Annotated in this window: 28 protein-coding genes; 9 read left to right on the top strand and 19 right to left on the bottom strand. The window is 47.5% G+C overall.

Annotated elements, in window-relative coordinates; all coding sequences use genetic code 11:
• Positions 1–163: 163 nt before the first annotated feature.
• From ACXAGQ_RS28180 to ACXAGQ_RS28145, 8 genes are all read right to left on the bottom strand, one after another.
• A complete protein-coding gene (locus ACXAGQ_RS28180; RefSeq protein ID WP_475258479.1) occupies positions 164–859 on the bottom strand; it encodes a DUF4336 domain-containing protein in 696 nt (231 codons plus the stop codon).
• 121 nt (positions 860–980) lie between these two features.
• On the bottom strand, positions 981–1,625 hold the full coding sequence (locus tag ACXAGQ_RS28175; protein ID WP_475258477.1) for an HAD family hydrolase: 645 nt from the start codon (positions 1,623–1,625) through the stop codon (positions 981–983).
• A gap of 56 nt (positions 1,626–1,681) precedes the next feature.
• Positions 1,682–2,071: a VOC family protein gene (locus ACXAGQ_RS28170; protein ID WP_475258475.1), complete on the bottom strand. Its 390-nt coding sequence runs from the start codon at positions 2,069–2,071 to the stop codon at positions 1,682–1,684.
• Positions 2,072–2,088: 17 nt separating this feature from the next.
• Positions 2,089–2,682 (bottom strand): DUF1349 domain-containing protein, encoded by a 594-nt coding sequence (locus ACXAGQ_RS28165; RefSeq protein ID WP_475258473.1) that lies wholly within the window; start codon positions 2,680–2,682, stop codon positions 2,089–2,091.
• A complete protein-coding gene (locus ACXAGQ_RS28160) occupies positions 2,679–3,449 on the bottom strand; it encodes a DeoR/GlpR family DNA-binding transcription regulator (protein ID WP_475258472.1) in 771 nt (256 codons plus the stop codon). The genes ACXAGQ_RS28165 and ACXAGQ_RS28160 overlap by 4 nt, the downstream gene beginning before the upstream one ends.
• A 264-nt stretch (positions 3,450–3,713) precedes the next feature.
• Positions 3,714–3,962, bottom strand: a complete 249-nt coding sequence (locus tag ACXAGQ_RS28155; RefSeq protein WP_475258470.1) for a Rho-binding antiterminator — start codon at positions 3,960–3,962, stop codon at positions 3,714–3,716.
• A 32-nt stretch (positions 3,963–3,994) separates the two neighbouring features.
• On the bottom strand, positions 3,995–4,465 hold the full coding sequence (locus ACXAGQ_RS28150; RefSeq protein ID WP_475258469.1) for a DM13 domain-containing protein: 471 nt from the start codon (positions 4,463–4,465) through the stop codon (positions 3,995–3,997).
• Positions 4,466–4,557: 92 nt separating this feature from the next.
• Complete coding sequence (locus tag ACXAGQ_RS28145) at positions 4,558–5,451, bottom strand: LysR family transcriptional regulator (RefSeq protein ID WP_475258467.1); 894 nt, start codon at positions 5,449–5,451, stop codon at positions 4,558–4,560.
• 216 nt (positions 5,452–5,667) lie between these two features.
• Between ACXAGQ_RS28145 and tyrS the strand changes: the two genes are divergently transcribed.
• Complete coding sequence (gene tyrS / locus ACXAGQ_RS28140) at positions 5,668–6,858, top strand: tyrosine--tRNA ligase (RefSeq protein WP_475258465.1); 1,191 nt, start codon at positions 5,668–5,670, stop codon at positions 6,856–6,858.
• Between the two features lie 43 nt (positions 6,859–6,901).
• On the opposite strand, the gene ACXAGQ_RS28135 is transcribed toward tyrS, so the two are convergent.
• Complete coding sequence (locus tag ACXAGQ_RS28135; protein WP_475258463.1) at positions 6,902–7,597, bottom strand: aspartate/glutamate racemase family protein; 696 nt, start codon at positions 7,595–7,597, stop codon at positions 6,902–6,904.
• A 111-nt stretch (positions 7,598–7,708) separates the two neighbouring features.
• Between ACXAGQ_RS28135 and ACXAGQ_RS28130 the strand changes: the two genes are divergently transcribed.
• A complete protein-coding gene (locus ACXAGQ_RS28130; protein WP_475258462.1) occupies positions 7,709–8,167 on the top strand; it encodes a GNAT family N-acetyltransferase in 459 nt (152 codons plus the stop codon).
• On the opposite strand, the gene ACXAGQ_RS28125 is transcribed toward ACXAGQ_RS28130, so the two are convergent.
• The gene (locus tag ACXAGQ_RS28125; RefSeq protein ID WP_475258460.1) at positions 8,155–8,562 is read right to left on the bottom strand and encodes a DoxX family protein; all 408 of its coding nucleotides are present in this window, start codon (positions 8,560–8,562) and stop codon (positions 8,155–8,157) included. The genes ACXAGQ_RS28130 and ACXAGQ_RS28125 overlap by 13 nt on opposite strands.
• 66 nt (positions 8,563–8,628) lie before the next feature.
• Between ACXAGQ_RS28125 and ACXAGQ_RS28120 the strand changes: the two genes are divergently transcribed.
• Entirely contained in the window at positions 8,629–9,513 is an 885-nt protein-coding gene (locus tag ACXAGQ_RS28120) for a LysR family transcriptional regulator (protein WP_475258458.1), read from the top strand.
• A 72-nt stretch (positions 9,514–9,585) separates the two neighbouring features.
• Entirely contained in the window at positions 9,586–9,930 is a 345-nt protein-coding gene (locus ACXAGQ_RS28115) for a DUF6559 family protein (RefSeq protein WP_475258456.1), read from the top strand.
• Between the two features lie 148 nt (positions 9,931–10,078).
• Here the strand turns inward: ACXAGQ_RS28115 and ACXAGQ_RS28110 are convergent, their stop codons facing one another.
• Complete coding sequence (locus ACXAGQ_RS28110; RefSeq protein WP_475258454.1) at positions 10,079–10,663, bottom strand: porin family protein; 585 nt, start codon at positions 10,661–10,663, stop codon at positions 10,079–10,081.
• 242 nt (positions 10,664–10,905) lie between these two features.
• Here ACXAGQ_RS28110 and ACXAGQ_RS28105 point away from each other — a divergent pair, with 242 nt between their 5' ends.
• From ACXAGQ_RS28105 to melB, 4 genes are all read left to right on the top strand, one after another.
• Positions 10,906–11,505: a cyclase family protein gene (locus tag ACXAGQ_RS28105; RefSeq protein WP_475258453.1), complete on the top strand. Its 600-nt coding sequence runs from the start codon at positions 10,906–10,908 to the stop codon at positions 11,503–11,505.
• 5 nt (positions 11,506–11,510) lie between these two features.
• Entirely contained in the window at positions 11,511–12,101 is a 591-nt protein-coding gene (locus ACXAGQ_RS28100; RefSeq protein WP_475258451.1) for a hypothetical protein, read from the top strand.
• A 433-nt stretch (positions 12,102–12,534) separates the two neighbouring features.
• Positions 12,535–13,881 (top strand): alpha-galactosidase, encoded by a 1,347-nt coding sequence (gene melA, locus ACXAGQ_RS28095; protein WP_475258449.1) that lies wholly within the window; start codon positions 12,535–12,537, stop codon positions 13,879–13,881.
• Between the two features lie 228 nt (positions 13,882–14,109).
• A complete protein-coding gene (melB, locus tag ACXAGQ_RS28090; RefSeq protein ID WP_475258447.1) occupies positions 14,110–15,540 on the top strand; it encodes a melibiose:sodium transporter MelB in 1,431 nt (476 codons plus the stop codon).
• Positions 15,541–15,644: 104 nt separating this feature from the next.
• On the opposite strand, the gene ACXAGQ_RS28085 is transcribed toward melB, so the two are convergent.
• From ACXAGQ_RS28085 to ACXAGQ_RS28075, 3 genes are all read right to left on the bottom strand, one after another.
• The gene (locus tag ACXAGQ_RS28085) at positions 15,645–15,896 is read right to left on the bottom strand and encodes an HPr family phosphocarrier protein (protein ID WP_475258446.1); all 252 of its coding nucleotides are present in this window, start codon (positions 15,894–15,896) and stop codon (positions 15,645–15,647) included.
• Positions 15,897–16,048: 152 nt separating this feature from the next.
• Positions 16,049–17,437: an ATP-dependent RNA helicase DbpA gene (gene dbpA / locus ACXAGQ_RS28080; protein ID WP_475258444.1), complete on the bottom strand. Its 1,389-nt coding sequence runs from the start codon at positions 17,435–17,437 to the stop codon at positions 16,049–16,051.
• A 225-nt stretch (positions 17,438–17,662) separates the two neighbouring features.
• Complete coding sequence (locus ACXAGQ_RS28075) at positions 17,663–18,076, bottom strand: OsmC family protein (protein WP_475244743.1); 414 nt, start codon at positions 18,074–18,076, stop codon at positions 17,663–17,665.
• A gap of 106 nt (positions 18,077–18,182) precedes the next feature.
• Here ACXAGQ_RS28075 and ACXAGQ_RS28070 point away from each other — a divergent pair, with 106 nt between their 5' ends.
• Positions 18,183–19,340: a DUF819 family protein gene (locus ACXAGQ_RS28070; RefSeq protein ID WP_475258442.1), complete on the top strand. Its 1,158-nt coding sequence runs from the start codon at positions 18,183–18,185 to the stop codon at positions 19,338–19,340.
• A gap of 65 nt (positions 19,341–19,405) precedes the next feature.
• Here the strand turns inward: ACXAGQ_RS28070 and ACXAGQ_RS28065 are convergent, their stop codons facing one another.
• From ACXAGQ_RS28065 to ureE, 5 genes are all read right to left on the bottom strand, one after another.
• A complete protein-coding gene (locus tag ACXAGQ_RS28065) occupies positions 19,406–19,942 on the bottom strand; it encodes a hypothetical protein (protein WP_475258440.1) in 537 nt (178 codons plus the stop codon).
• Between the two features lie 102 nt (positions 19,943–20,044).
• Positions 20,045–20,668, bottom strand: a complete 624-nt coding sequence (gene ureG / locus ACXAGQ_RS28060; RefSeq protein ID WP_475258438.1) for an urease accessory protein UreG — start codon at positions 20,666–20,668, stop codon at positions 20,045–20,047.
• A 38-nt stretch (positions 20,669–20,706) separates the two neighbouring features.
• Positions 20,707–21,420, bottom strand: a complete 714-nt coding sequence (locus tag ACXAGQ_RS28055; RefSeq protein WP_475258436.1) for an urease accessory protein UreF — start codon at positions 21,418–21,420, stop codon at positions 20,707–20,709.
• A 1-nt stretch (position 21,421) separates the two neighbouring features.
• Positions 21,422–22,018 (bottom strand): HupE/UreJ family protein, encoded by a 597-nt coding sequence (locus ACXAGQ_RS28050; RefSeq protein WP_475258434.1) that lies wholly within the window; start codon positions 22,016–22,018, stop codon positions 21,422–21,424.
• Between the two features lie 35 nt (positions 22,019–22,053).
• A complete protein-coding gene (gene ureE, locus ACXAGQ_RS28045; RefSeq protein ID WP_317520746.1) occupies positions 22,054–22,503 on the bottom strand; it encodes an urease accessory protein UreE in 450 nt (149 codons plus the stop codon).
• Between the last annotated feature and the right edge of the window lie 5 nt (positions 22,504–22,508).

Raw genomic sequence — 22,508 nt, 5'->3', positions numbered from 1 at the left:
GTGAATACTACGGTGATCTGGCAAAGGTGTAAAGCAGAAATATCACTATGAACGGCTAAGTGTTCACTATCAAACCAAAGCGTTGCCATTCATAGCGTGACGCTTGATTAACAAGCAAAGTTTAATCAGCAGGATTCAAACCGCAATACTCTTACCACAAACCTCAAACTGCAAAGCGTGAGGTGAGCCCGGCAAAAACAATCTTGGCATCATTGTCGATTATATCGCCGTGGGTCACGACTATTTTATCAAACTCCCAATCTTGTACGCTTTGCACAAAGCGGCTAAAAGCTGCTTTATCTTTTATGGTGAGGCTCATTTTAAGCAGAGGGTGAACACAGCAGTCTTTAAAACCAATAGGCTCAAACACGTATTTTGTCATTGCTCCCGCAAACCCTGTTTTATTGGGGTTTTCGGGGTAATTTTGTACTAAATCTGTCACGATCAAAGATGATGAGCGAGAGTGAAAAAAGACAGTTTCGTTTAGCACCGGAACCGATGGCATGGTTTGCCATTCAAGATCCCCTTGCCAGACATTTTCCATGCCGCGTTGCAGAATATGATAATTAGAGAGCGGTACTTTTCGGGGTATACCAGCACTGACATAAACCTCAGACTCAGGATAAGCATCAATCCAATCTTGCAACCATTTACTGTGATGATTATTGGCAGCGACCAAATACCGAACGGGTCCCAAGGCATTAATCTCTTGTTGCAATGAAGTTGAGATAGCAGTTGGTGAGTGTACCCATAGCCGACCGTCCCGCAGCCGGACAACCGTCATCCTTAAGCCGAGTTTGCTTCCCAGCATTTTCATTGAGTCTTCATGAACCCAAATGTCGTTGCCTATCTGTCGCATGCCTTCCCCGCTAGTTAGTTGTTTCTAATCAACTTCTCTATCCATCAATTATAGTGCCAGAGGGCGCAGCAAAGGCATGCTTTTGAGATCACAGAATCGCCAAATCAAATTAACCTGTAGGTTAGATATATGGCTTAACGTCAATTAGCGAGTCAACAATTGACGTTGCGCGAGGTACCACATCTTCCGCGGGAACTAACAGATCCGGGATCATAATCGCCTGGCAGCCTGCATCGAGTCCTGATCGCATACCGTTATTGGAATCTTCCAATACCAAGCAATTAGCTGGTGCAATATCTAGTTGGCTACTTGCCATCAAGTAACAATCCGGTGCAGGCTTGCCGTTTTCTACATCTTCGGCTGTCACCATAACATCAAACTGAGTGATGTAATCGCTACCTGCAAAGTGATGCTCTACCTTATGTCGAGGGGAAGACGTCACAAGCGCACACTTAACGCCTTTTTGCTTAATATGTGAAAACAACTCAGCAAAGCCCGCTTTGTATGGGATTCCTTTATCTTGCTCTGCCTTGAACATCGCATCCCTAACCTGGCAAAAGCGTGCTAAATCTAGCTTATCGCCAAACATTTTTGCCACTCGGCGCTCGCATTCAACATCCTGCACCCCGATAAAAGACTGGTAGTCTGCATCGGTGATCACCAAACTTTGTTCTTGGGCGGCATATTGCCAGCAGGCTTTGTACAGCCCTTCAGTATCAAAAATCAGGCCATCCATATCAAACAATACCGCTTTTACTTCTTTCATATCCTTCCTCAAAGTTGTGTATGCAGGGAGTTAGTTGCCAGCGCTAAGTGGTGCCATTACAGCGTAATTTCCAATCGGTTGCCTTCAGGGTCGAGGACGACACTCTCGTAATAACCATCACCGGTACGCCGTGGGCCATCAACCACGTTATAACCGTCATTAGCTAAACGCGAGGTTAATGCATCGACCTCTTGCTCGGAACCCACTGACATCGCCAGGTGTATCAGTCCGGTAAACTGCGCCATGGGATCATCTGCCGATAAAGGAATCGCATCATTGTGCATGATTTCCAACCGTGCCCCTGTGTCAAAGGTCAAGAAATACGAGGAGAAACCTTTCTTAGCGTTAACGTACTTTTCGTTAGATACCGCTTTAAAGTAGGTTTGATAGAAAGCGCGCATCGCTTCAAGATCGCGCACCCACATTGCAACATGTTCAATTTTCATAAAATGTCCTAAAGATCCTATTCGCCGTTGCGGAAGTTGGCGACAGGCTGAGTCGATATCCCCACCTGCTCTACTGCTACCTTACAGCCCGCCTGCCTTGGTGCCTGTGCGGCTATACCCACCTGTAACTGCTGCGCCCAAGGCAAGCCGAACTTGCGGACAAACCGCCAATGTATGCCGTCAAGGCTGTAATGCATACCGACCATATTGCCTTTGCGGGTAATACGAAGGTAAGCCTCAGGGCTTTCCAGCACTTCATTATTGGTATCATCTGACCAACCATCAGTGACGACAGAAACAATTGATATACCGCCATCAGCGCACTTTTCTATACAGATTTTTGCCCAGCGTTCACCACTTTCCCGAACCATCAATGCGCCGGCATCAAACAGTCCAACCAAGTGGCAATCCAATTTAGCCTGAAAGGTGAAATCTCCCGACAAGTGGGTAAAAAGAAAACTAGCCGAATCAGCAATGGTTGATTCAAACGATCGAATACAATCCGTTTCGCCATAAGGTTCAATCAGCAGCTGATTTGGTGTTTGTTCTACATGCAGTGGCGGGTTGTACCAGTTGAACTCATCTAAAACTAATTGTTGATTATTTGTCATACGCTGATCACCTCGATACCGAGCTCTGCAAAAGCAGCAGTATGTTCTGGCGATGCATCCGTCACAATCACATCTAGATGATCAGCGCCTGCCACTTTATAAGGAGAACGCTTGTGCAGTTTCTGCTGGCTCGCTAATGCCACAACCCGGCGAGCCTGTTTGACCATGGCAGATTTCACTTCTGCTTCTGCTACGTCATCGGCGGTAAGGCCGAATTCACTGTCCAGACCGCATACCCCAAGTACCGCCATATCAGCAAAAATGTTTTCAATTTCACGGACAGTCGTCGCACCGGTAGCAATGGCACCTGAAGGATGGATGCGCCCGCCCAACAAAATGGTCTCGATATTTCTCTCAAGCAAAACGGTCGCAACAACAGGCGATGGGGTGATCACCATGACTGGGCTGTTCACTGGAATGGCATTCGCCACTTTCAATATTGAGGTTCCACCATCAAGGAACAGTGTCTCAACGCCACCCAGTAATGACTGAAGGGTAGATTGGCAACCAGCCAGCCAGGTATCGGCTTCTTTTACCCTATCGATGAAAGGCTTTGCAGGAACCGAGCCTGCAATGGCTCCTCCTTTTACCCGCTTGAGTGCACCCTTCTGCTCAAGGGCAATCAGGTCGCGCCTGATCGTATCAAGAGAAACCCCCAACTCTTCGGCAGCCTCTTTGGCGATAAGGGGCTTCCCTTGCTGGATGCACTCCAGAAGCCAATTTTGCCGAGTAACCGGGTTGTTTAAATCTAAGGATGAATCTGCCATAAGCTAATCTCAATGGGCTGCGATAGCATGCATTCTACTCCGCAGTAAAATGCAGATCAATGCAAAATAACGCAAAACATTGCACAACAATGCATTAAAAAGGATTTATAACATCTAATAAGTGCTTTTTTCTGCAAAAAATGAGCGCACAATAAACAGTGATGCTCAGATACCGCCTGCTGTTTGAGAAGATGTCCGGCACACAAGATCGTCCCTGCGGCTGAACCGCAGGGATACGCTATCAATAGAAGCTAAGGAGAAGGCTCAGTTAAAGGTGAGATTGGTAAAATGCGGGTTGTCGATGAGGACTTCAAGAACCGAAATATCCTCCAGTACAACGAGTTTAATGATGGCATCTTCTGTTTTTACCTCGATGCACTCTTGCTTGCTTTCGTTCCACTTTGTATCCAGCGCTGTGCCAAGCACTTCGTGGCCTGACTTCAACACCAGCTTGATCGGGTAGCGGTACATACAGGCAATTTCGACATAATCTGTTTGGTGACAAGTAACCATTTGTGTTCCTTTTCTTACGGGTCTCATGTAGCTCACTGGTATTGGGCAGACGTAATAAACTGACCAAATGTTTCACACCACACAATCACTGTGTTGTATTGAGCAATATCGATATTCTCGCCCACCGGGAGCATGAATTGATTGAAGGTTTTGATATCACCGACCCTGACCATAGTCGATTTTAGGCGATTGAAATCTGCTTCTGTTTCGACAAACTCTGGCGATAGATAGAGTTTATAATCAGGCCCCGGAGCTAACTCCCCCGTAAAACTGATACTGTCTGCCGCCAGTGCAACTTTGCCTTCCCCCCAATGCAGGAAATCACTGTCTTGACGTTCTTTGTCAAAGTTACCGGTAAACTGCGCTTTCGCTTCAACCAACTGAATGGTAGAAGCTGACGGCGCCTCTGGTGCTATCAAAATAGGCAAGGCATAGATGCCCAATGCAAAACCGATCCCAACAGCGATGATGTGTGTAGCTAAAAGCCCGAAGATTCGTTTCATGCTTGCCTCCTGCTGCATCAAAATGCGTCCAACTCATTACCATTGAACTATAGCAAAAACAGCGAGGTAGCTAGGGCATTGCAAGCAGAAACCTACAACCTTGGTTTAGAAGCGAGAGATCTCTCTAATATCTTTAGCAAGGCATGACGAACCGGCCCCTCGGTATGGCGACGAGTTTGGATAACATCCACCGTTGTCAGCCAGCCATCCGGCTCGAAGGCCAAATCCAATACGGTCAATTTGCCTTGGTTAACAAATGTTGTAGCCAGGTGCTCAGGTACAATTGCCCAACCCAAGCCTTGAGCAGCCAACTCCAGTAGCAGCTGATGGTTACTGGCATACCAAACCTGCGTGCTAATGGCATAACTAAACCACAGCTCTTTACCGCTAGACGAGCGCTGCACGACTTGGCGGTAATTTCGCAGATCAGCATCTTTCAGGGCTTTTTTCTTAGCTAGAGGGTGTTCAGGAGAAGCCAGGGTCAAAAAACGATTGTAACCCACTGTGGCAAACTCGGTATCTTCCAGCATCTTGCCATCAGAGTAGACTACCCCGACATGTGCCCGTCCTTCACTCACCATGGTTTTGATATCAAAGGTTGATGCCGAAATTAGTTCAATATTGGTCATCGGGTATTGCTCGCCCAGCGTGACTAGCTGCTCCAGCAATGCAGGCTCAAGAACACTTTCTTCGATTGCAACGACCAGCTCATGTTCTTGATCGGCATCCAGTGCCATCACCTTTTGATCTAGGCGTTGCTGTTGCAACAATATTGCGCGTGCTATAGGTAATAGCGCCTCTCCCTGGGGCGTGAGCCTTGGGATATTACTCGAGCGGTCAAACAAGGTTTGGTTTAGTGCAATTTCCAGGTTAGACACCGACTGGCTGACCCCAGATTGCGCCCGCTTATTTTTTCTCGCCGCTGCCGAAAATGAACCACACTCGCACACGGCGACAAACATTTTCAATTGTTCAAAGCTGTACATTATTGATTAACCATTAACTACGATATATCACCAGCCAACCTAGCTATCACGGGTCGTGATAGCTGCTAACTTTTCTCCCTGAAGAATTTTGCTACGCTGCTCTCAAAATGAAGCTGGATATTAGTCTATCTAGCCATGGATTAACACCTTCAACAAAATCAGAGTATCAGCATATATGATAGAAGAGCTCTGAACTAAAACATTACCGGAGCTGCTATGAATATTGACCAAGCCATTGCTCTCATCCACCGAGGCGCAGAGCAAATTACCCCAGAATCAGGGTTGATTGAAAAGTTAAAGAAAGGCCGGCCTTTGGTAGTCAAATTAGGGGCTGATCCCACCGCGCCAGATATCCACCTTGGCCATACTGTTATTCTGAACAAACTGAGGCAGTTTCAAGACTTGGGGCATAAGGTTGTTTTCTTGATCGGGGATTTTACCGGCAAAATTGGTGACCCAAGCGGAAAGAACACAACCCGGCCACCGTTGACGACAGAGCAGGTTCTCGCCAATGCAAAAACCTACCAGCAACAGGTGTTCAAGATCTTAGATCCGGGCAAAACCGAGATCGTTTTCAATTCGCACTGGCTATCCAAGCTGGGCGCGGAAGGTATGCTTAAGCTCACTGCCAACCAGACAGTAGCCCGAATGCTGGAGCGAGAGGACTTCAAAAAACGTTTTGCCAATCAACAGCCCATTGGTATCCATGAATTTATCTACCCGCTTTTACAAGGGTACGACTCAGTAGAGTTAAAGGCCGATATCGAACTAGGCGGCACGGATCAGACCTTTAACTTGCTGATGGGGCGTGAATTGCAAAAGCAGCACAACATGGAGCAGCAAGTCGTCATTACCATGCCGCTGCTGGTTGGCCTCGATGGGGTAAAGAAAATGTCCAAGTCTGCGGCTAATTACATTGGTATTACCGAATCACCAGAGGAGATGTTCGGCAAGCTGATGTCCATTTCAGACGATTTGATGTGGAATTACTTTGAGCTATTATCATTCCGTCATATGGACGAAATTGAGCGGTTCAAGCAGGAGCTTGGTTCAGGGCGTAACCCTAGAGAGGTCAAGGTGCTGCTAGCGAAAGAGATCGTCACCCGGTTCCATTCCGAGCCCGAGGCGGATAATGCAGAAGCCATGTTCAACCAGCGCTTTTCAGCAAAAATTATGCCTGACAACCTAAAGACGATGGAAGTGGAGCACGGTTTAAGCATCAGTCAGTTGCTCAAGCAATCAGGTTTAACAGCTTCAACCTCAGAGGCGATTCGTTTAATCAAGCAGGGTGCAGTGAAGATTAACGGGATTAAAATTGAAGACCCAGCCTTGATGCCTGCACTAGGTGAAGAAATTTACCAAGTCGGCAAACGACGCGCGGCCAAAATACGTGTCATCCCGCAATAGCATCTGATAGGTTTTCAAAAGGCCACCTTGCGGTGGCCTCAATTTACTCTGACACGGCGAGTTTCACCGCCACTTCAGCATGAATGTTGGTCGTGTCATATAACGGCACGTCGGTATCTTTCGATGAAATTAACAAGGTTATTTCCGTACAGCCCAAGATCACCGCGTCTGCCCCTTGTTCAGCCAACGCTTCAGTGATCCGAACATACTCGGCGCGGGATTCATCTTTGATAACTCCCTTGCACAATTCATCGTAAATCACCCGGTGAATGATCTCCCTATCAGGCAAGTCTGGCACAATCACCTCAATACCAAACTTCTCTGTAAGGCGATTGATGTAGAAATCTTGCTCCATCGTGAAGCGTGTACCGAGCAAGCCAACCTTTTTAATACCATCAGCCTGCAATTCTTTGGCTGTGGCATCAGCAAGGTGCAACAAGGGGATAGATACCGCCTGTTCAATTTCACTGGCGACTTTATGCATAGTGTTAGTGCAGATTAGTAAAAAGTCTGCCCCTGCTGCCTCGACAGATTTTGCTGCCTTTGACAAAATCTCAGCGGTAGCAGCCCAATCACCCGCATGCTGTAGCTTTTCAATTTCATCGAAGTTTACACTGTAAAGTGCCACCTTCGCTGAATGTAAGCCACCAAGCTCTCGCTTAACCCCTTCATTGATGGCTTTATAATAAATCGCTGTGGACTCCCAGCTCATTCCCCCAAGCAGGCCAATTGTTTTCATGTTTTGTCTATCCGTAATGATTTGCCAAACATCTTTTCACTATTAGCATTGATAGATATAGAAAAACAGATAAAGATAGAACTATTGACACAGCGACATGGAAAAGTGCGAGTGATACAACATGCCTGCTTCAGGGAGATTTCAGACATTATTGCCCTCACTGGGCGGTCGATCAGATCGTGTATTGACGAGCCTGCTGATGTTCAGGACGGGCTTATCGCCAGTTGCGCCGACAGTGTGATGTGGTGGCGGACGCATCCCGATCACTCAGTACATTATGTCTACCGTGTCGGTGACGCTGTAGTAGGCGCTATTCTGGTCAAAGAATATTGGAACCTGTCCAACTTGTTTGTCGACCCTGACTATCATCATCAGGGGATAGCCCGCCAACTGATCGCAAGAGCCCTCGAAGAATGTAAAACACGCTCACCTAAGCAAGCTGTACATCTCAACGCATCTCGATATGCCGTTAATTTCTATCAGAAACTCGGCTTTACCCCGAATGGCGAGCCGAGGGACTTGCCCGGCGGTTGTTATCCTTTTATTTATAAGTTCGATCAAAGCCCCTGAAGCAATAACACAACAGACAGCATAAAGGTCACCATTGCCGGCACCCCGTCGCGCCAGGTATCGAACCACAGGTGGCAGGCAATCGCTCCAAATGATACTGCAGCAAGAAGTGCCGCTCCAATCAAAGCGACTGACGTTGCTATTGAAGCCCCCACCAGCATCGGTGCCATGATCATCACTGCGGATATAAACTCTATGGCACCAACTGCAAACATCCACTTGCGGTTAAGGCCATATTTCGCAAAAAAAGCCAGCTGGGTCGTAAATATCATCTTCTGCCAACCGACCAATTTTATTGAGCTGGCAAACATAAAGAAGGCAGCAAGAAGAACAGTAATCGTAGTTTGAATCGTAGTCATGATATCGGCCTCGAAATGTAAATATAGGGTAATCATAAACATTCCAATGTACCTAGATATATAGCTACAATTAACTACCATCCATTCTCAAATAGAATAGATATGGACAAACTTGACTGTATCCGAACCTTTGTCAAAGTCGTGCAACTGGGCAGCTTCACCGCCGTTGCCAATGCGAACAACATAACCCAAGGCAGCGTAAGTAAAAAAGTCGCTTGGTTAGAACAGCTGTTGTCTCTTTCACTGCTGCACCGCACAAGCCGCCAGCTATCACTGACCGATGCGGGAGATGCCTATTATCAGCATGCCCTGCGCCTGCTGGAAGAGCACGACAACTTTGAAGCCACACTCAAGGGTGAACAACATAAGGCAACAGGAAATCTAGCCTTATCCATGCCAACACCTCTTGGCCTGCATCTTCTTGCCAAGCCTATTGCGGACTTCATGGCATTGCACCCAGAAGTTAATATCAACTTATCGCTCAATGATCAGCATATCGACCTTTACCGTGACAACATCGATATCGCTTTTCGCGCGTCTTTCCTTAAGGATTCCGGGCTCAAAGCGAAGCACATAATGGATAACACCATGGTCTATTGTGCCTCCCCCGGTTACCTAGCAGGAAAAGGCGCACCACGGTACGCTGGTGATCTGGCTGAGCACGATTACCTGAGTTATTCGCTGGCACACCCATCTAATATTCTGAACTTCAAGGATAAAAACGGTAAGTCAGAAAAAGTTACCGTAAGTGAGCATTTCCGGTCTGACAGCCCGGAAATGCTGTTGAAAATGGCGATCTTTGGACAAGGTATCACCGCCCTCCCCCACTGGATGGTTTCACCCTATGTGGCTGAAGGAGATCTCGTTGAGGTGCTAACTGGTTACCAACACAACATAATCCCACTGTATGCGGTGTACAAAGATACAAAATCCCAGCCTTTTCGCATCAGGGCTTTCATTGACTTCATTGCTGATACATTGCAATAAAAGGCTGCTAAAACCGTTGCTAAATGTTATTGAACACTGTATTAATACTATTTTGCACTCAGGAGATTAGCGATGTTTGCCATTAAGCAGTTTTTCAAACGGAGAGCTGTTCGCCAGTACATTAAAACACTCAGCCCTATGCTGGTGAAATCCTATGGCCCAAGAGAAGCCTATACCGATGGGCAGATCAATGCCGTGCTAAACGAATCTGGACTTAGCCATCGATACCAGCAATATGCTCACGCCCTCTTTGGCAACAGGTCTTCTGAACTCCATCAAGAGTTGGCGAATGGCTTATTCGGAAGCAATACTTTCGATGCAATGCAGATCATTGCTCTAGCCAAGCCATCAGGTTGGAAAGGAGGAGCCAATACCGATAACCTTTCAAATCACTATGGACAAAATAGTAGATATTAATTAGAGATAAGTTTGTTATTTGATAAAAGTGACCACTTAACTAAAATGGCCAAATGCCCAATATAATAGTCACCCAGATAATTTCAGCCCAATAATTAATACAGCCTTGTTATTTAAATTAATTTTGGGCCAAATGCAAAATAACATTTTAATTCCAGTCTCTTGGAAGGTGATAAACCAAGTTAAGGTTTATTGAGTCCCCTTTAAAATCAACTCCGGATACCCCAAAACTATCATCAAACATCCTCACCCATTCAACAGCAAATTCCAATGCATTGCCTTTGTTAAGCCCTATACCGACGCCATACAAAAAATCACTTTCCGTCTCAGATCCTGAAGCGATTTTTCCCTTGGTACTGCCAAAACCTGCTAATACATAGGGTTTGATATACCTGTCTATGGGCAACATCACCTTGCCAACAATATTGAAATGATTACTTACCTTTGCTGGCACCCCTAATAATTCATCATCAGAGATATTGCCATAACCGCGGAATTCAACTGCCAGATTAGTGTTAAACTGGTAACCGATGATAATCCCTAACAGGTCACTGTCAAAAGAATCACCACCACTATTAACATCGACGTCGACATCGACAAAACCGGCGCCGATCCCTAAATACATATGCGGTTCAACCTTGGTAAAGTGCCTGATTCCAATATCAGCATTCGCATTAACCGACACTAATACCAAGACAATCAGTAAACTAACTTTCTGAAAAAACCTCTCCATGCTTTATCATCCTTATTATAAATATGCATTTATATTTATATTATTAAGGATGCTTTTTTGCCAATTTCATTATCAGAAATGATTGCCCGCCATTAAAATATTATCCCGGTAAGGTCTAACTGGCTCGGTCTCCACCTGATGTCCTTATTTTGATATTTTTAGTTCCAATGTTTGTAATGGTCAATTACTGACTTCCCTACAATGGCTCCCGAGATTAACGGACAACTGACAGGAGCCTTTGAATGTCTCAACTATCTACTCCAAGTATCACAAGCAGCACACGCCAATCGATCAGCTTGTTGATCAACGAAGATCACCCTGCTTACCAGTGGGCAAAAAAACAATCTGACTCAGTGAGTGCTTTCGGCCACATTGGTACTCATATCGACTGTTACACCAAAGTGCCGGAAAACAACCACTACATCACAGACGCCTTATTGCTGGATTGTAAGCAGAGCATGCCTTGTATTGAGGATATCCAGGCGCTTGATATTGCAGGGAAGTCCCTAGTGCTATTTACTGCAAACCTAGAGAGCAACGGTTACGGCACGCCTGAATATGGCAAAGCCGATACCTCACTTGATAGTGATGTACTGGATGCCATTCTCGCCAAACGCCCAGCATTCATTGTAATTGATAGCTACGGTATCGGTGCGCATGGTGATGAGCATATTAGCTTCGACAAGCGTTGTGAGGAAAATGACTGTTTTGTGATTGAGAATGTAACCTTAAACCATGAAATAGCAGATAGGTTGACCCAGCTGGACATTGATTTTGATGTCACAAGCGCCTCAACAGGCAAACGCTGCAAAGTCACCGCCATCTTGAACTGTGCAGAGTAAAACTGATGAACACAGCTATAACACAAGCAGCAACGCCTGTTAGGCTTGTTGGTATGGAATGGCTCAATGCCCATACGATAAGCCTGAGGCTACAACCCGAGCAGCCTTATCACTTCCGTGCAGGACAATACCTGAACTTACCGCTTCCGAGCAGCCAAAAAACGATGCCGTTTTCCATTGCCAGCAAACCGCATCAGGGAGAGTACTCACAAAATGATGACTTCAATACTCTTGAGATCCAAATTGGTGGAGTATTATCCGGCTCTGAGCTGGCTTCGGATATTGTAGAGTTTCGCTCGAAATGGCTGAACCAGCAGCCATTTTATCTCTGCCAAGCCGCCGGTGAAGCGTATTTTCGAGAGACTGGAAGCTCAGTGACTGTCATTGCTGGCGGCTCAGGTTTCAGCTATGCCAAAAGCATTGTCTTGCAGGTGTTATCGCTACCCAAAGCAGGTAATATCACCTTGTATTGGGGAGCTAAAAACGTTGCCGATCTGTATGAGCACAATGCGATGGTCGCGCTCGCGAAACAACATCCACAGTTTCACTATGTTCCTGTTGTTGAAGGTCTTGCACAGGCAGCGGAGAAGCATTAATCGTTGATTCAACCCAGATACACCAAGGTAAACTGCTGGATATCTTTTTTGCCAACCACCCGTTAATTGCAAATCAAGATATCTATATCTGCGGTCGCTACCAGATGGTGCAGAAGGCTTACCACAACATTATGGAGCTCAGTCCTGAACTGGTAAATCGTGTTTACTCTGATGCACTTCCACCCGTTCACAAACGGTAGAAACACGGTAAAAACATATCCCCCTAGCAAAGAGGCTAGGCTTAGCCTTGCCTCTTTTGTTATCTAATTCCCTCCTTCACCCAATTTACTGATTCATTTTCACCTCAAGCAGAATTGTGAGGCCAAGACGAAAATCTTAGGAAACGGGACATAATTGCCCACTATAGGGAAGATAGCGGCTCGCATTTCGATGAAGATGTATCCATCAAAACCAAGCATACAAAGGAACAGCCATGCATCACCCAAAAATTACCTTCATCGGGGCCGGTTCTACTATTTTCGTCAAAAACATCCTTGGCGATGTTTTCCATAAACCAGCACTAAAAGGGGCTGACGTGGCCCTGATGGATATCGATCCTGTCCGCCTGGAAGAATCGCAAATTGTTGTCAGCAAACTGATGGAGTCTGCTGGTGCAACGGGCAACATCCATTGCTACACCGACCAGAAAGAAGCGTTGAAAGGCGCTGACTTCGTGGTTGTCGCCTTCCAAATCGGTGGTTATGAGCCATGTACGGTTATCGATTTCGATGTGTGCAAGAAGCACGGCTTGGAGCAGACTATCGCTGATACGTTGGGCCCTGGCGGTATCATGCGCTCGCTTCGTACCATTCCTCATCTATGGCAGATCTGTGAAGACATGACAGAGCTCTGCCCAGAAGCCACCATGCTGAACTACGTCAACCCAATGGCAATGAACACTTGGGCGATGTACGAGAAATATCCGCATATTAAGCAAGTTGGTTTATGCCACTCGGTACAAGGCACAGCAGAAGAGCTTGCTCGCGATTTGGACATCGACTACAGCGACCTACGCTATACCTGTGCAGGTATCAACCACATGGCCTATTACCTGACACTGGAGAAGAAAACCGAAAGCGGCGAGTACGTCAGCATCTATCCTGAGCTGCTAGAAGCTTACGAAATGGGACAGGCACCGAAGCCAAATATCCACGGTAACCCGCGTTGTGAAAACATTGTCCGCTACGAAATGTTCAAGAAACTGGGTTACTTCGTCACCGAGTCTTCCGAGCACTTCGCCGAGTACACACCTTATTTCATCAAGCCAAACCGCCCAGATTTGATTGAGCGCTACAAGGTTCCATTGGATGAGTATCCAAAACGCTGTGTTGAGCAAATCGCCAACTGGAAAAAAGACTTGGAAGCCTTCAAGCAAGCCGATCGTATCGAGCAGAAAGAGTCTCATGAGTACGCCAGTACCATCATGAATGCCATCTGGACCAATACCCCAAGCGTGATTTACGGCAACGTGAAGAACGAAGGGCTGATTGACAACCTGCCACAGGGCTGCTGTGTCGAAGTGGCTTGCTTGGTTGATGCCAATGGTATCCAGCCGACCGCAGTGGGCAAACTGCCAAGTCATTTAGCCGCCTTAATGCAGACCAACATCAATGTGCAAACCCTGCTGACAGAAGCCATCCTGACCGAAAACCGCGACCGCATTTACCATGCTGCGATGCTAGACCCTCACACTGCCGCCGTATTGGGCATCGAGGAAATCTATGCCTTGGTTGATGAGCTCATTGAATCGCAGCAAGACTGGTTGCCTAGTTGGATTTAATCCGTTAGTCCAACACCCTCATTAGAAATAACAAATCACCATCACGCCATTGATATGGCGTGATGGAAAAAGAACAAGAAGCACATTTACCCAACTGCAGAAAGAGGCTGTGCCCAATTCTGTGTGCAGGAGCTTGAAGCAGTTTGGACACATCCCTATCGTGAAACAAACAACAATTGCCTTTCCTACAAAAAGCAGTAAAACAGGGAAAAGGAAAAAGGAGCTTTTATGAGCGTCTCAATGAACACCAAGCTAAGCTACGGCTTTGGTGCATTCGGCAAGGACTTTGCCATCACCATCGTCTATATGTACCTCATGTTTTACTACACCGATGTGGCGGGGATATCGGCCGGTATTGTCGGTACCATATTCCTCGTCGCCCGTATCTGGGATGCGGTGAACGACCCTATTATGGGCTGGATAGTCAACAACACCCGCAGCCGCTGGGGTAAATTCAAACCATGGATTTTAATCGGCACTATAGCCAACTCTGTCGTGCTTTACCTGCTATTCAACGCCCACTATTTTGAAGGCCCTTGGCTTATTGCCTATGCCGCGGTCACTTACATTCTTTGGGGCATGACATATACCTTAATGGATATCCCGTTCTGGTCGTTGGTACCCACCCTCACACTGGATAAACGTGAGCGCGAAGAACTTGTTCCCTACCCTCGCTTTTTTGCCAGCTTAGCCTGGGTTGTTACCGCAGCCATTGCCATGCCATTTATCAACTACGTTGGTGGTGAAGACAAAGGCTACGGCTTCCAGATCTTTACCATCCTGCTGATTGCCTGCTTTGCAGTTTCAACCTATATCACACTGCGTAACGTCAAAGAGCGCTACTCTACCGCACAGCTTGAAGACCAGCCGGTACAAGAAAGGATCTCTCTCAAAGAAATGGTTGGCCTTATCTACAAAAACAGCCAGCTAAGCAGTGTACTATGCATGGCGCTGGCCTATAACCTAGCAACCAATATCATCACCGCCTTTGCCGTGTACTACTTCACCTATGTTGTCGGCAACGAAGCGTTGTTCCCTTACTACATGGCGTATGCGGGTATCGCTAACCTGATCACCCTTGTCCTGTTCCCGAAACTTGCCGGTATGTTCTCGCGCCGGGTGCTTTGGGCATGTGCTTCTGGCTTCCCAATCCTAGGCAGCTTGGTACTGATTTACGTTGGCATGTATGACCCACAGAGCATCATCTTGATTTCTACTGCGGGTGTTTTCCTGCAGATTGGTACCGCGCTGTTCTGGGTGCTTAACGTCATTATGGTCGCCGATACCGTGGATTACGGCGAGTACAAACTGGGCGTGCGCTGCGAGAGTATCGCCTACTCGGTACAAACCTTGGTAGTTAAAGCAGGCTCAGCCTTTGCGGCCTTCTTCATTGGTATTGCCCTGACCGCAGTCAACTACGTACCGAACGTCGAGCAGAACGCTGATACTGTCTTTGGCATGCAGTGCATCATGATTGGCTTGCCTAGCTTCTTCTTTGCCATTGCGCTGTATATCTACTTCCGCTACTACAAACTGAACGGCACACTGCTCAACGATGTCCAGCACAAGTTGATGCAGAAGTACGGAGATGAAGAGCCCGAAGCAGGCGATTCCCCGCTAACGCCAGAGCCACAGTTGGCACAAGAAGCCGCTAAGTAACCTTAAAAGACGGAAAAAACAAAGCCCGCTCATCATGAAATGAGCGGGCTTTTTGCCTTATATTGAACGATAAAATAGGCTGAGCAATATAATGTATGGAATGATTAACCCGTTACATTCTCGATAAAAGTGGCTAGCTCATCCACTGCTTGCTGGTTGGTTGATTGCACTGTTACTTCGGTGCCTTGCACCAGCGCCAGTGTTTGTAACTTGAACAAGTTCTTAGCAGTGGCCGCTTTGCCGTTGGAAACAAGCTCTATTTCTTCAGTATATTTTTTCGCCGCTTTAACAAACTGGGCGGCAGGCCGAGTATGAAGGCCATTCTCTGCGGTAATAAGCGCTTTCTTCTTGTACATAATCAAACTCCTTGGGTATCTGTTTGATTTTGTACCGCTTTAAAGAAATAGATTCTGAGATATCCGCTCAAGATGAATACAAAAAAGCCATGGTGATTCCCAAAATGGGATCCCACCATGGCTCCAGGATGCAATAACGGTAATTGAATGACTTATCGTTTGATAGCACGCACGCGGAAAGTACGGCCTTTCATCTTGCCTTTCTCAAGTTTCTTGAGGGCAACACGTGCCACATCGCTCTTAACGGCAACATAAGCCACCATATCAAAGACATTGATCTTACCCACTTGATCGCCTCGAATGCCATTGTCACCGGTCAGTGCACCAAGGATGTCACCCGGACGTACTTTCTGTTTCTTACCACCCAAAATCTGCAGCGTGGTCATCGCTGGGCGGAACGTCGGCTGGTTAAGCAAAGACTCAGATGGCAGCTCAGAGCCAACAATGTCCTTTTCTAGGTAGTCTTCAAGCAGCGCGACCTTGTAGTGCTCTTTATCGCTGAAGAACGAACAAGCTACGCCCTTGCTGCCTGCACGGCCAGTACGGCCAATTCGGTGAACGTGTACTTCAGTATCGCGCGCAAGGTGGTAGTTGATTACGCAATCCAGCGCTTCGATATCCAAACCACGGGCAGCGACATCGGTAGCCACCAGCACCGAGGTACTCTTGTTGGCAAAACGAACCAATGTTTGGTCACGCTCACGCTGCTCCAAGTCACCGTGCAGTGCCATCGCACTGAAGCCGTACATATCCAGGTCATCAGCAACTTCTTGTGCTTCGCGCTTGGTGTTGCAGAACACCACTGAAGACTCAGGCTTGTGTAGAGACAGCAACAAACGCAATGCCGTCATACGATCTTCATTGCTCTCTACATGGTAGAAGTGCTGGTCGATAGTGTTGTCATCATGGGTAGATTCTACCTTCACCATCACCGGCTTGTGCATGATCTCGCGAGCGATCGATTCAATCTGCTTCGGGTATGTCGCACTGAACAGCAGGGTTTGGCGATCAGCCGGCGCAGCATCAACAACCGCATCCAACGCATCTTGGAAGCCCATTTCCAGCATGCGGTCTGCTTCATCGAGTACCAACAGGTTCAGATCATCAAGAGACAGGAAGCCTTTACGTATGTGCTCTTCCACACGACCTGGCGTACCGACGATGATATGGGCACCGTGTTCTAGCGAACCAATTTGCGGACCAAAAGGCATACCGCCACACAACGTCAGCACCTTGATGTTATGGATAGAACGCGCCAGCTTACGGATTTCCTTGGCAACCTGGTCGGCCAGTTCACGTGTCGGGCACAGCACCAACGACTGGATGCGGAATCGCTTTACGTTAAGGTGGTCGAGCAAGCCCAAACCAAACGCCGCGGTTTTACCCGAGCCCGTTTTACCCTGAGCAATAACGTCTTTGCCCGATAGAATATGCGGCAGGCTCTGGCTCTGGATAGGCGTCATAGATTCATAGCCAAGGGTCGCTAGATTAGCTTCTAACTCAGGCTTTAGGTTAAGGGTTGAAAACGCGTTGTTGCTCACGGGCATAGTCCTGTCATTACCTGCAAAATCAACATCGCTTTGCAGGTTCAAAAAACACTGGCAACACCGGCGAAAATCACTGTCTGTCTCACCCCGTTACCACAAGGGGTGCGACACTAACAGCCTTAAGGGTAAAAAGATAGATCTCAACGATTAAACTCGCCTGTTTTTCGCCATTCTTAGCCCATCACGGATATTCAGCCCCCAACACTATAAAAGCACCCTCTATAACACCTTGTATTCCCAGCTCAGCTCTGCACCAGACCGAGCAATCATGATAGACACTGAGCAATGGGTTTCAAACGTCATCTCGATGGCTTTCTCTATCGCTTTCTCCGTTAGCTCACTGCCCGAGATTTCAAATTCAAAGTGCAGTTTAGTAAACACTTTAGGCGGCGTCGGGGCTTGCTCGGCGCTTACAACAACACGGCAACTATCAAGTGGCTGACGTTGTTTAGCCATAATGCTGGTCACATCAATCGACGCGCAGCTTGCCGCCGCACTTAGCATCAACTCCATCGGAGTTTGAGCGCTATCAGTCCCGCCAAACTGAGTCGGGGCATCGGTAATTACCGCATGGCCTTGCTCCACTGTGCTAACGAAACACTTTCCATGAACCCAGCGCGTTTCAATCTTCATTTCTATATTTCCCTATTGAATTAACAATGATATAAATAAATTAAATTTTGTCTTACAAATACCAATTATGCCCTATTAATTCAATACTCTATGTCAAAGGAAGATTATGATCACAGAAGGATTCGATTTTATTGCCGTAATGTTCGGCTTATGCGGTTTACTTGTCTGGTTAGAACAAAGATACCCCAGCCAGTTATTCAAATGGTTTCCCAGTATTGTACTGGTGATGTTTGGCTCAATGGCCCTTTACACATTTGGTATGTGGGAGATGACCCCAGAGGTGAAAGTAGCCCGGGCCACCGTACGGGACAATGCCATTCCCGCCATGCTGTTTCTGATGTCGCTCAGCTTTAACTTAAGTGTGATTCGCAAGCTCGGAGCGCGTTTAATTATTCTTTTCCTCGCTTCAACTGCCACTATCATGGCTGGATTTATTATCGTGCATGGCATGATGGGCGGCTTCCTGAGCGATGAGACTCCACTAACTTTCGGTGTCATGTCAGCAGGTTGGACGGGTGGCACTCAAAACTTCGTGGCTGTGAAAGAAGCGCTGTCAGTGAGTGACTCAGCCATGGCCTATACCCTACTGATGGGAGCGCTATGCTATACCGTCTGGCTGATCATGATTGTTGCTCTGAAGCCAATGAAAGAACGCTTCAACGGGGTGTTAAAAGCAAACGACAACGGGCTAGATGAAATCCTGTCAAAACTCGGTTCACTCGAGAAGAAAGAAAAGCCTGATCTTCAGGCCATCCTTTTAATGCTAGGTGTTGCTTTAGTTATCTCTTCGATAAGCCGTCACCTCGGCCAAGCAATTGCCTCTATGGGTCTTTTGAACCCAATGATTTGGGCAATTATCATCTCCTCATTGCTGGGTATCCTTGCCGCACCGACTGCTCTTGGCAAAATGGCCGGAGCCAATGAAGTCTCCGGGGTAATGCTGTATGTCGTAGTTGCCTTGATCGGGGCTGAAGTGAACCTGAGTGCCATAGGCCAAGCGCCGATGTACATCATGTCCGGTTTCATGATCCTTGCTGTTCACGGTATCTTGATGCTCATTATCGGACGAATAATGAAGATGAACCTACACCTTATAGGGCTGGCCTCTATCGCCAATATCGGCAGCGCACCTTCTGCCGCCGTAGTCGCAGCCGCTTATGATAAAAACCTCGTACCTGTTGCGGTGATCATGGCGCTAATTGGCTCAATGCTAGGCTCTTTCGTCGGTTTGACGGTGAGTGAAGTGATTGTGTTGATGAGCTGATAAGTAAAACAGTTATAAGGGGTCTGAAGTTCGAGTATTTCAGGCCCCTTTTTATAAAAGAGCTATTATGCCCCAGTACGGCTATGCCATTGTTGGAAAATGGCTTTATCTTCACGGCATTCCTGCAAGGTGAGGGTCTTGATTTGGTGATCAGATGTTCCACCTCGACCTCGTTGGGTTGTGAGACCTGATGACAAACATAGTCCTTTTTGTGCAGCAGGACGAATCAAACCTTCCCCACTAAATTCAATCCGCTGAAGCTCATTTCCATCACATTTTGCTAGGTTAAGTGTTGCACCTATAGACAGTTCAGAAAATTCCGCACAAACATCAAACGCCGGTATATAGAATTGATTATCGTTAAACTTTGTCGAATCGAAAGCTTGATCAATACCGAGTTCACCTCGGTAACTATAACAAGTATGAGATTGAAGCCCTTTATCAACGTCTGCATTTTCTCCACTGCCAACCATATCCAAACAATAGCCACTTAAAAATCCATCAAGGTTATCTTTCAATGCAATCTCTACATCCTTTGCCATCAGAGTTGAAGGTACAGCAATTGCCGCAACAGTTAATGCCAAGACTAAACGCTTCATCATCTATCCTTTCTATTGATGGAAATTACCGTTTAAGTATGCGTTAAATTTATTAAAAAAAAGGATCTGATATCTATCAGATCCTCCCTATTACCTCCTTAAATACTACGCCTTCGGCGTCAGCATTCCTTCGGTAATAATAAAATCAATAATGGTATCCAGCCCCTTGCTCTCTTTGAGGTTGGTAAAGACATAAGGACGGGTTGGTCGCATCCGCTTGGTATCTTCTTCCATCACTTCAAGGGAAGCGCCAACGTAAGGGGCAAGGTCAATCTTGTTGATCACCAACAGATCCGAGCGGGTAATGCCGGGACCACCTTTACGCGGGATCTTTTCACCTTCTGCGACATCAATGACATAGATGGTGAGATCGGCCAGCTCCGGGCTAAACGTCGCACTCAGGTTGTCACCGCCGCTTTCGACAAAGACCACATCCAAGCTCTGGTGCCGCTTTGCTAACTCTTCGACTGCTGCCAAGTTCATTGAGGCATCTTCACGAATAGCCGTATGTGGGCACCCCCCAGTTTCAACACCCATGATCCGGTCGGGTTCAAGCGCCTCGGCACGGGTCAGGATCTTGGCATCTTCTTGGGTGTAGATGTCATTCGTCACAACCGCGATATTCAACTTGTCGCGAATCGCTTTACACAACACCTCAAGTAACGCAGTTTTACCTGACCCTACCGGGCCACCAATTCCGACACGAAGCGGCTGCTTATATGTTTCCATAACAATCCTTATTTTCTCTTTATTTCTAGCCCTTCGGCTTATGAACGGAACAAACGGGTATATTGTGTTTCATGTAGGCTGCTGGCCAATGACACTAGAGGGGTAAAGCTCCCCATCATGGTCTCATCAACCTGTGAGGAGATTAATTCCATTTCAGGGAACAAGTGCGTCAGTTCCACCAATGCCCGCTGCCCATCAGTCTGGCCCAGTGGAACAAGCTTCACCCCAGCCATCACCAAGTTTTCTGCCCAGCTCCAAAGGAAGCCCTGCTTCATCGCTTGCGGGCTTATCCCCCATTGGAGGCCGGCAACACACAGCCCGACGAGTTGGTTAGGGTCAGCGTTGCTTCCCAAGTACTCGTCCACCGGGATATCCAGCTGCTTGAGCAGTACATTGAGTGCTTTTCCCCGCTGGGTCTCTTCTGCCCGTAACTCTTTGGTCTCGCGGCTTGAGCAAAGCTGGTTATTCAGCGCTTCAATCCTTGGCAGATCGCGCCCTTCAATCGCTTGGTAAAACCTATCGATCAACGGCAGTTCGAGTGTTGCCACGCTATAACGCAGCTGGTTCTCCAGCCAAAGCACCATGGTCGCTCTGTCTTTAACCCAGCCCGCTTCAACCGCCCACTCCAGCCCTTGCGAATAGGTGAAGCTACCGATAGGCAATGAGGGGCTAATTAGTTGAAACAAGCGGTAGGTTGCAAACTGGCTGTCACCTCGGTTAGCTTCGCTTGTCCCCATCGCCTCGGCCGCCATATCAAGCCACCAGCAAATAAACGAGGCTGGCAGAAGCCACGCCTGCAGAGATCCAGCGACTGGAAGCAAAAGCGGCGAGTCGGTTGCCCAGCAGCATTAATGCTGAGGCCGAAATCGCCATCGCAACCGCAAACATGGAGACATTTCCTGTTGCCTCAACACCATGGGCGTAACCATGACAAAAGATAAGGGCAACACAGACTGCCACTGCCATACTTTTTACCGGCTTACTGGCCGTAAATACCTGCCATAGGGCGGCGCTGACCACCAATAACGAAGCAGCAATTGCGCCCTCAATACCGTTTAGCTCGCCAAAATTTAACCCTGCTGCTACACCACTTACCATGGCAATGAGCGCAGCCGCCAGCAAGCTCAGCTGGCTGCTTGTTTTCTTAACCGCGAAGAAGGCCAATGCGCCAAACGCAAGCAGCATGATGAGGTGATCAACACCGGTGATCGGGTGTACAAGCCCGCTAAAAAAGGAAGAATGCTCATGGCCAGGGTGAGCATGCGCGGTAACTGGAAGAGCCATCGCTGCGACAGCGACTAGGGAGAGCATTGGAGAGAGCTTCGGAGAGAAAAATTTAGATGGTTTCATTGTCATATCCTTGTACTAAAACGAGAGCTTTGTTTCTAGTGATGATGGTGCCCGCCAGAGCGCCCGCCGTAAGCGCCGCCTTCCGGTTCAATCGGTGCGTTTTCAACGGTTACCTGGGCACCCAACCCGACGACCATCTCGTCTAACACATGGTCGTGCTGGTAACGCACCCAATCGGCTTCTACCTGGAGCGGCACATGGCGGTTACCCAGGTGGTAGGCAACGCGCATCAGCAAATGGCGATCAGCGCAATACACCGTCGATACCTGCTCGCTGGCGGCCTTGATTTCAACAACCTCGCCACAGCGGCTTTTGAGCTGTTCACCACCTCGCAAAATGTGGCCTCTTGGCAGAAACAAGCCCGCATCACGTCCGTCATCCAGAACGACCTTCAAACGGCTTTTGATCCGGCTATCTATCGGAAGGCTCAAATACGCATCGGGCTGCGATGTTGCCTTTTCTGTCACTTCAACCAACTCAATCATTTACA

This window comes from Photobacterium sp. ABD4_091 (assembly GCF_056160145.1).
The sequence above is the reverse complement of the archived record's forward strand: the minus strand, read 5'-3'. Positions and strand labels throughout refer to the sequence as shown.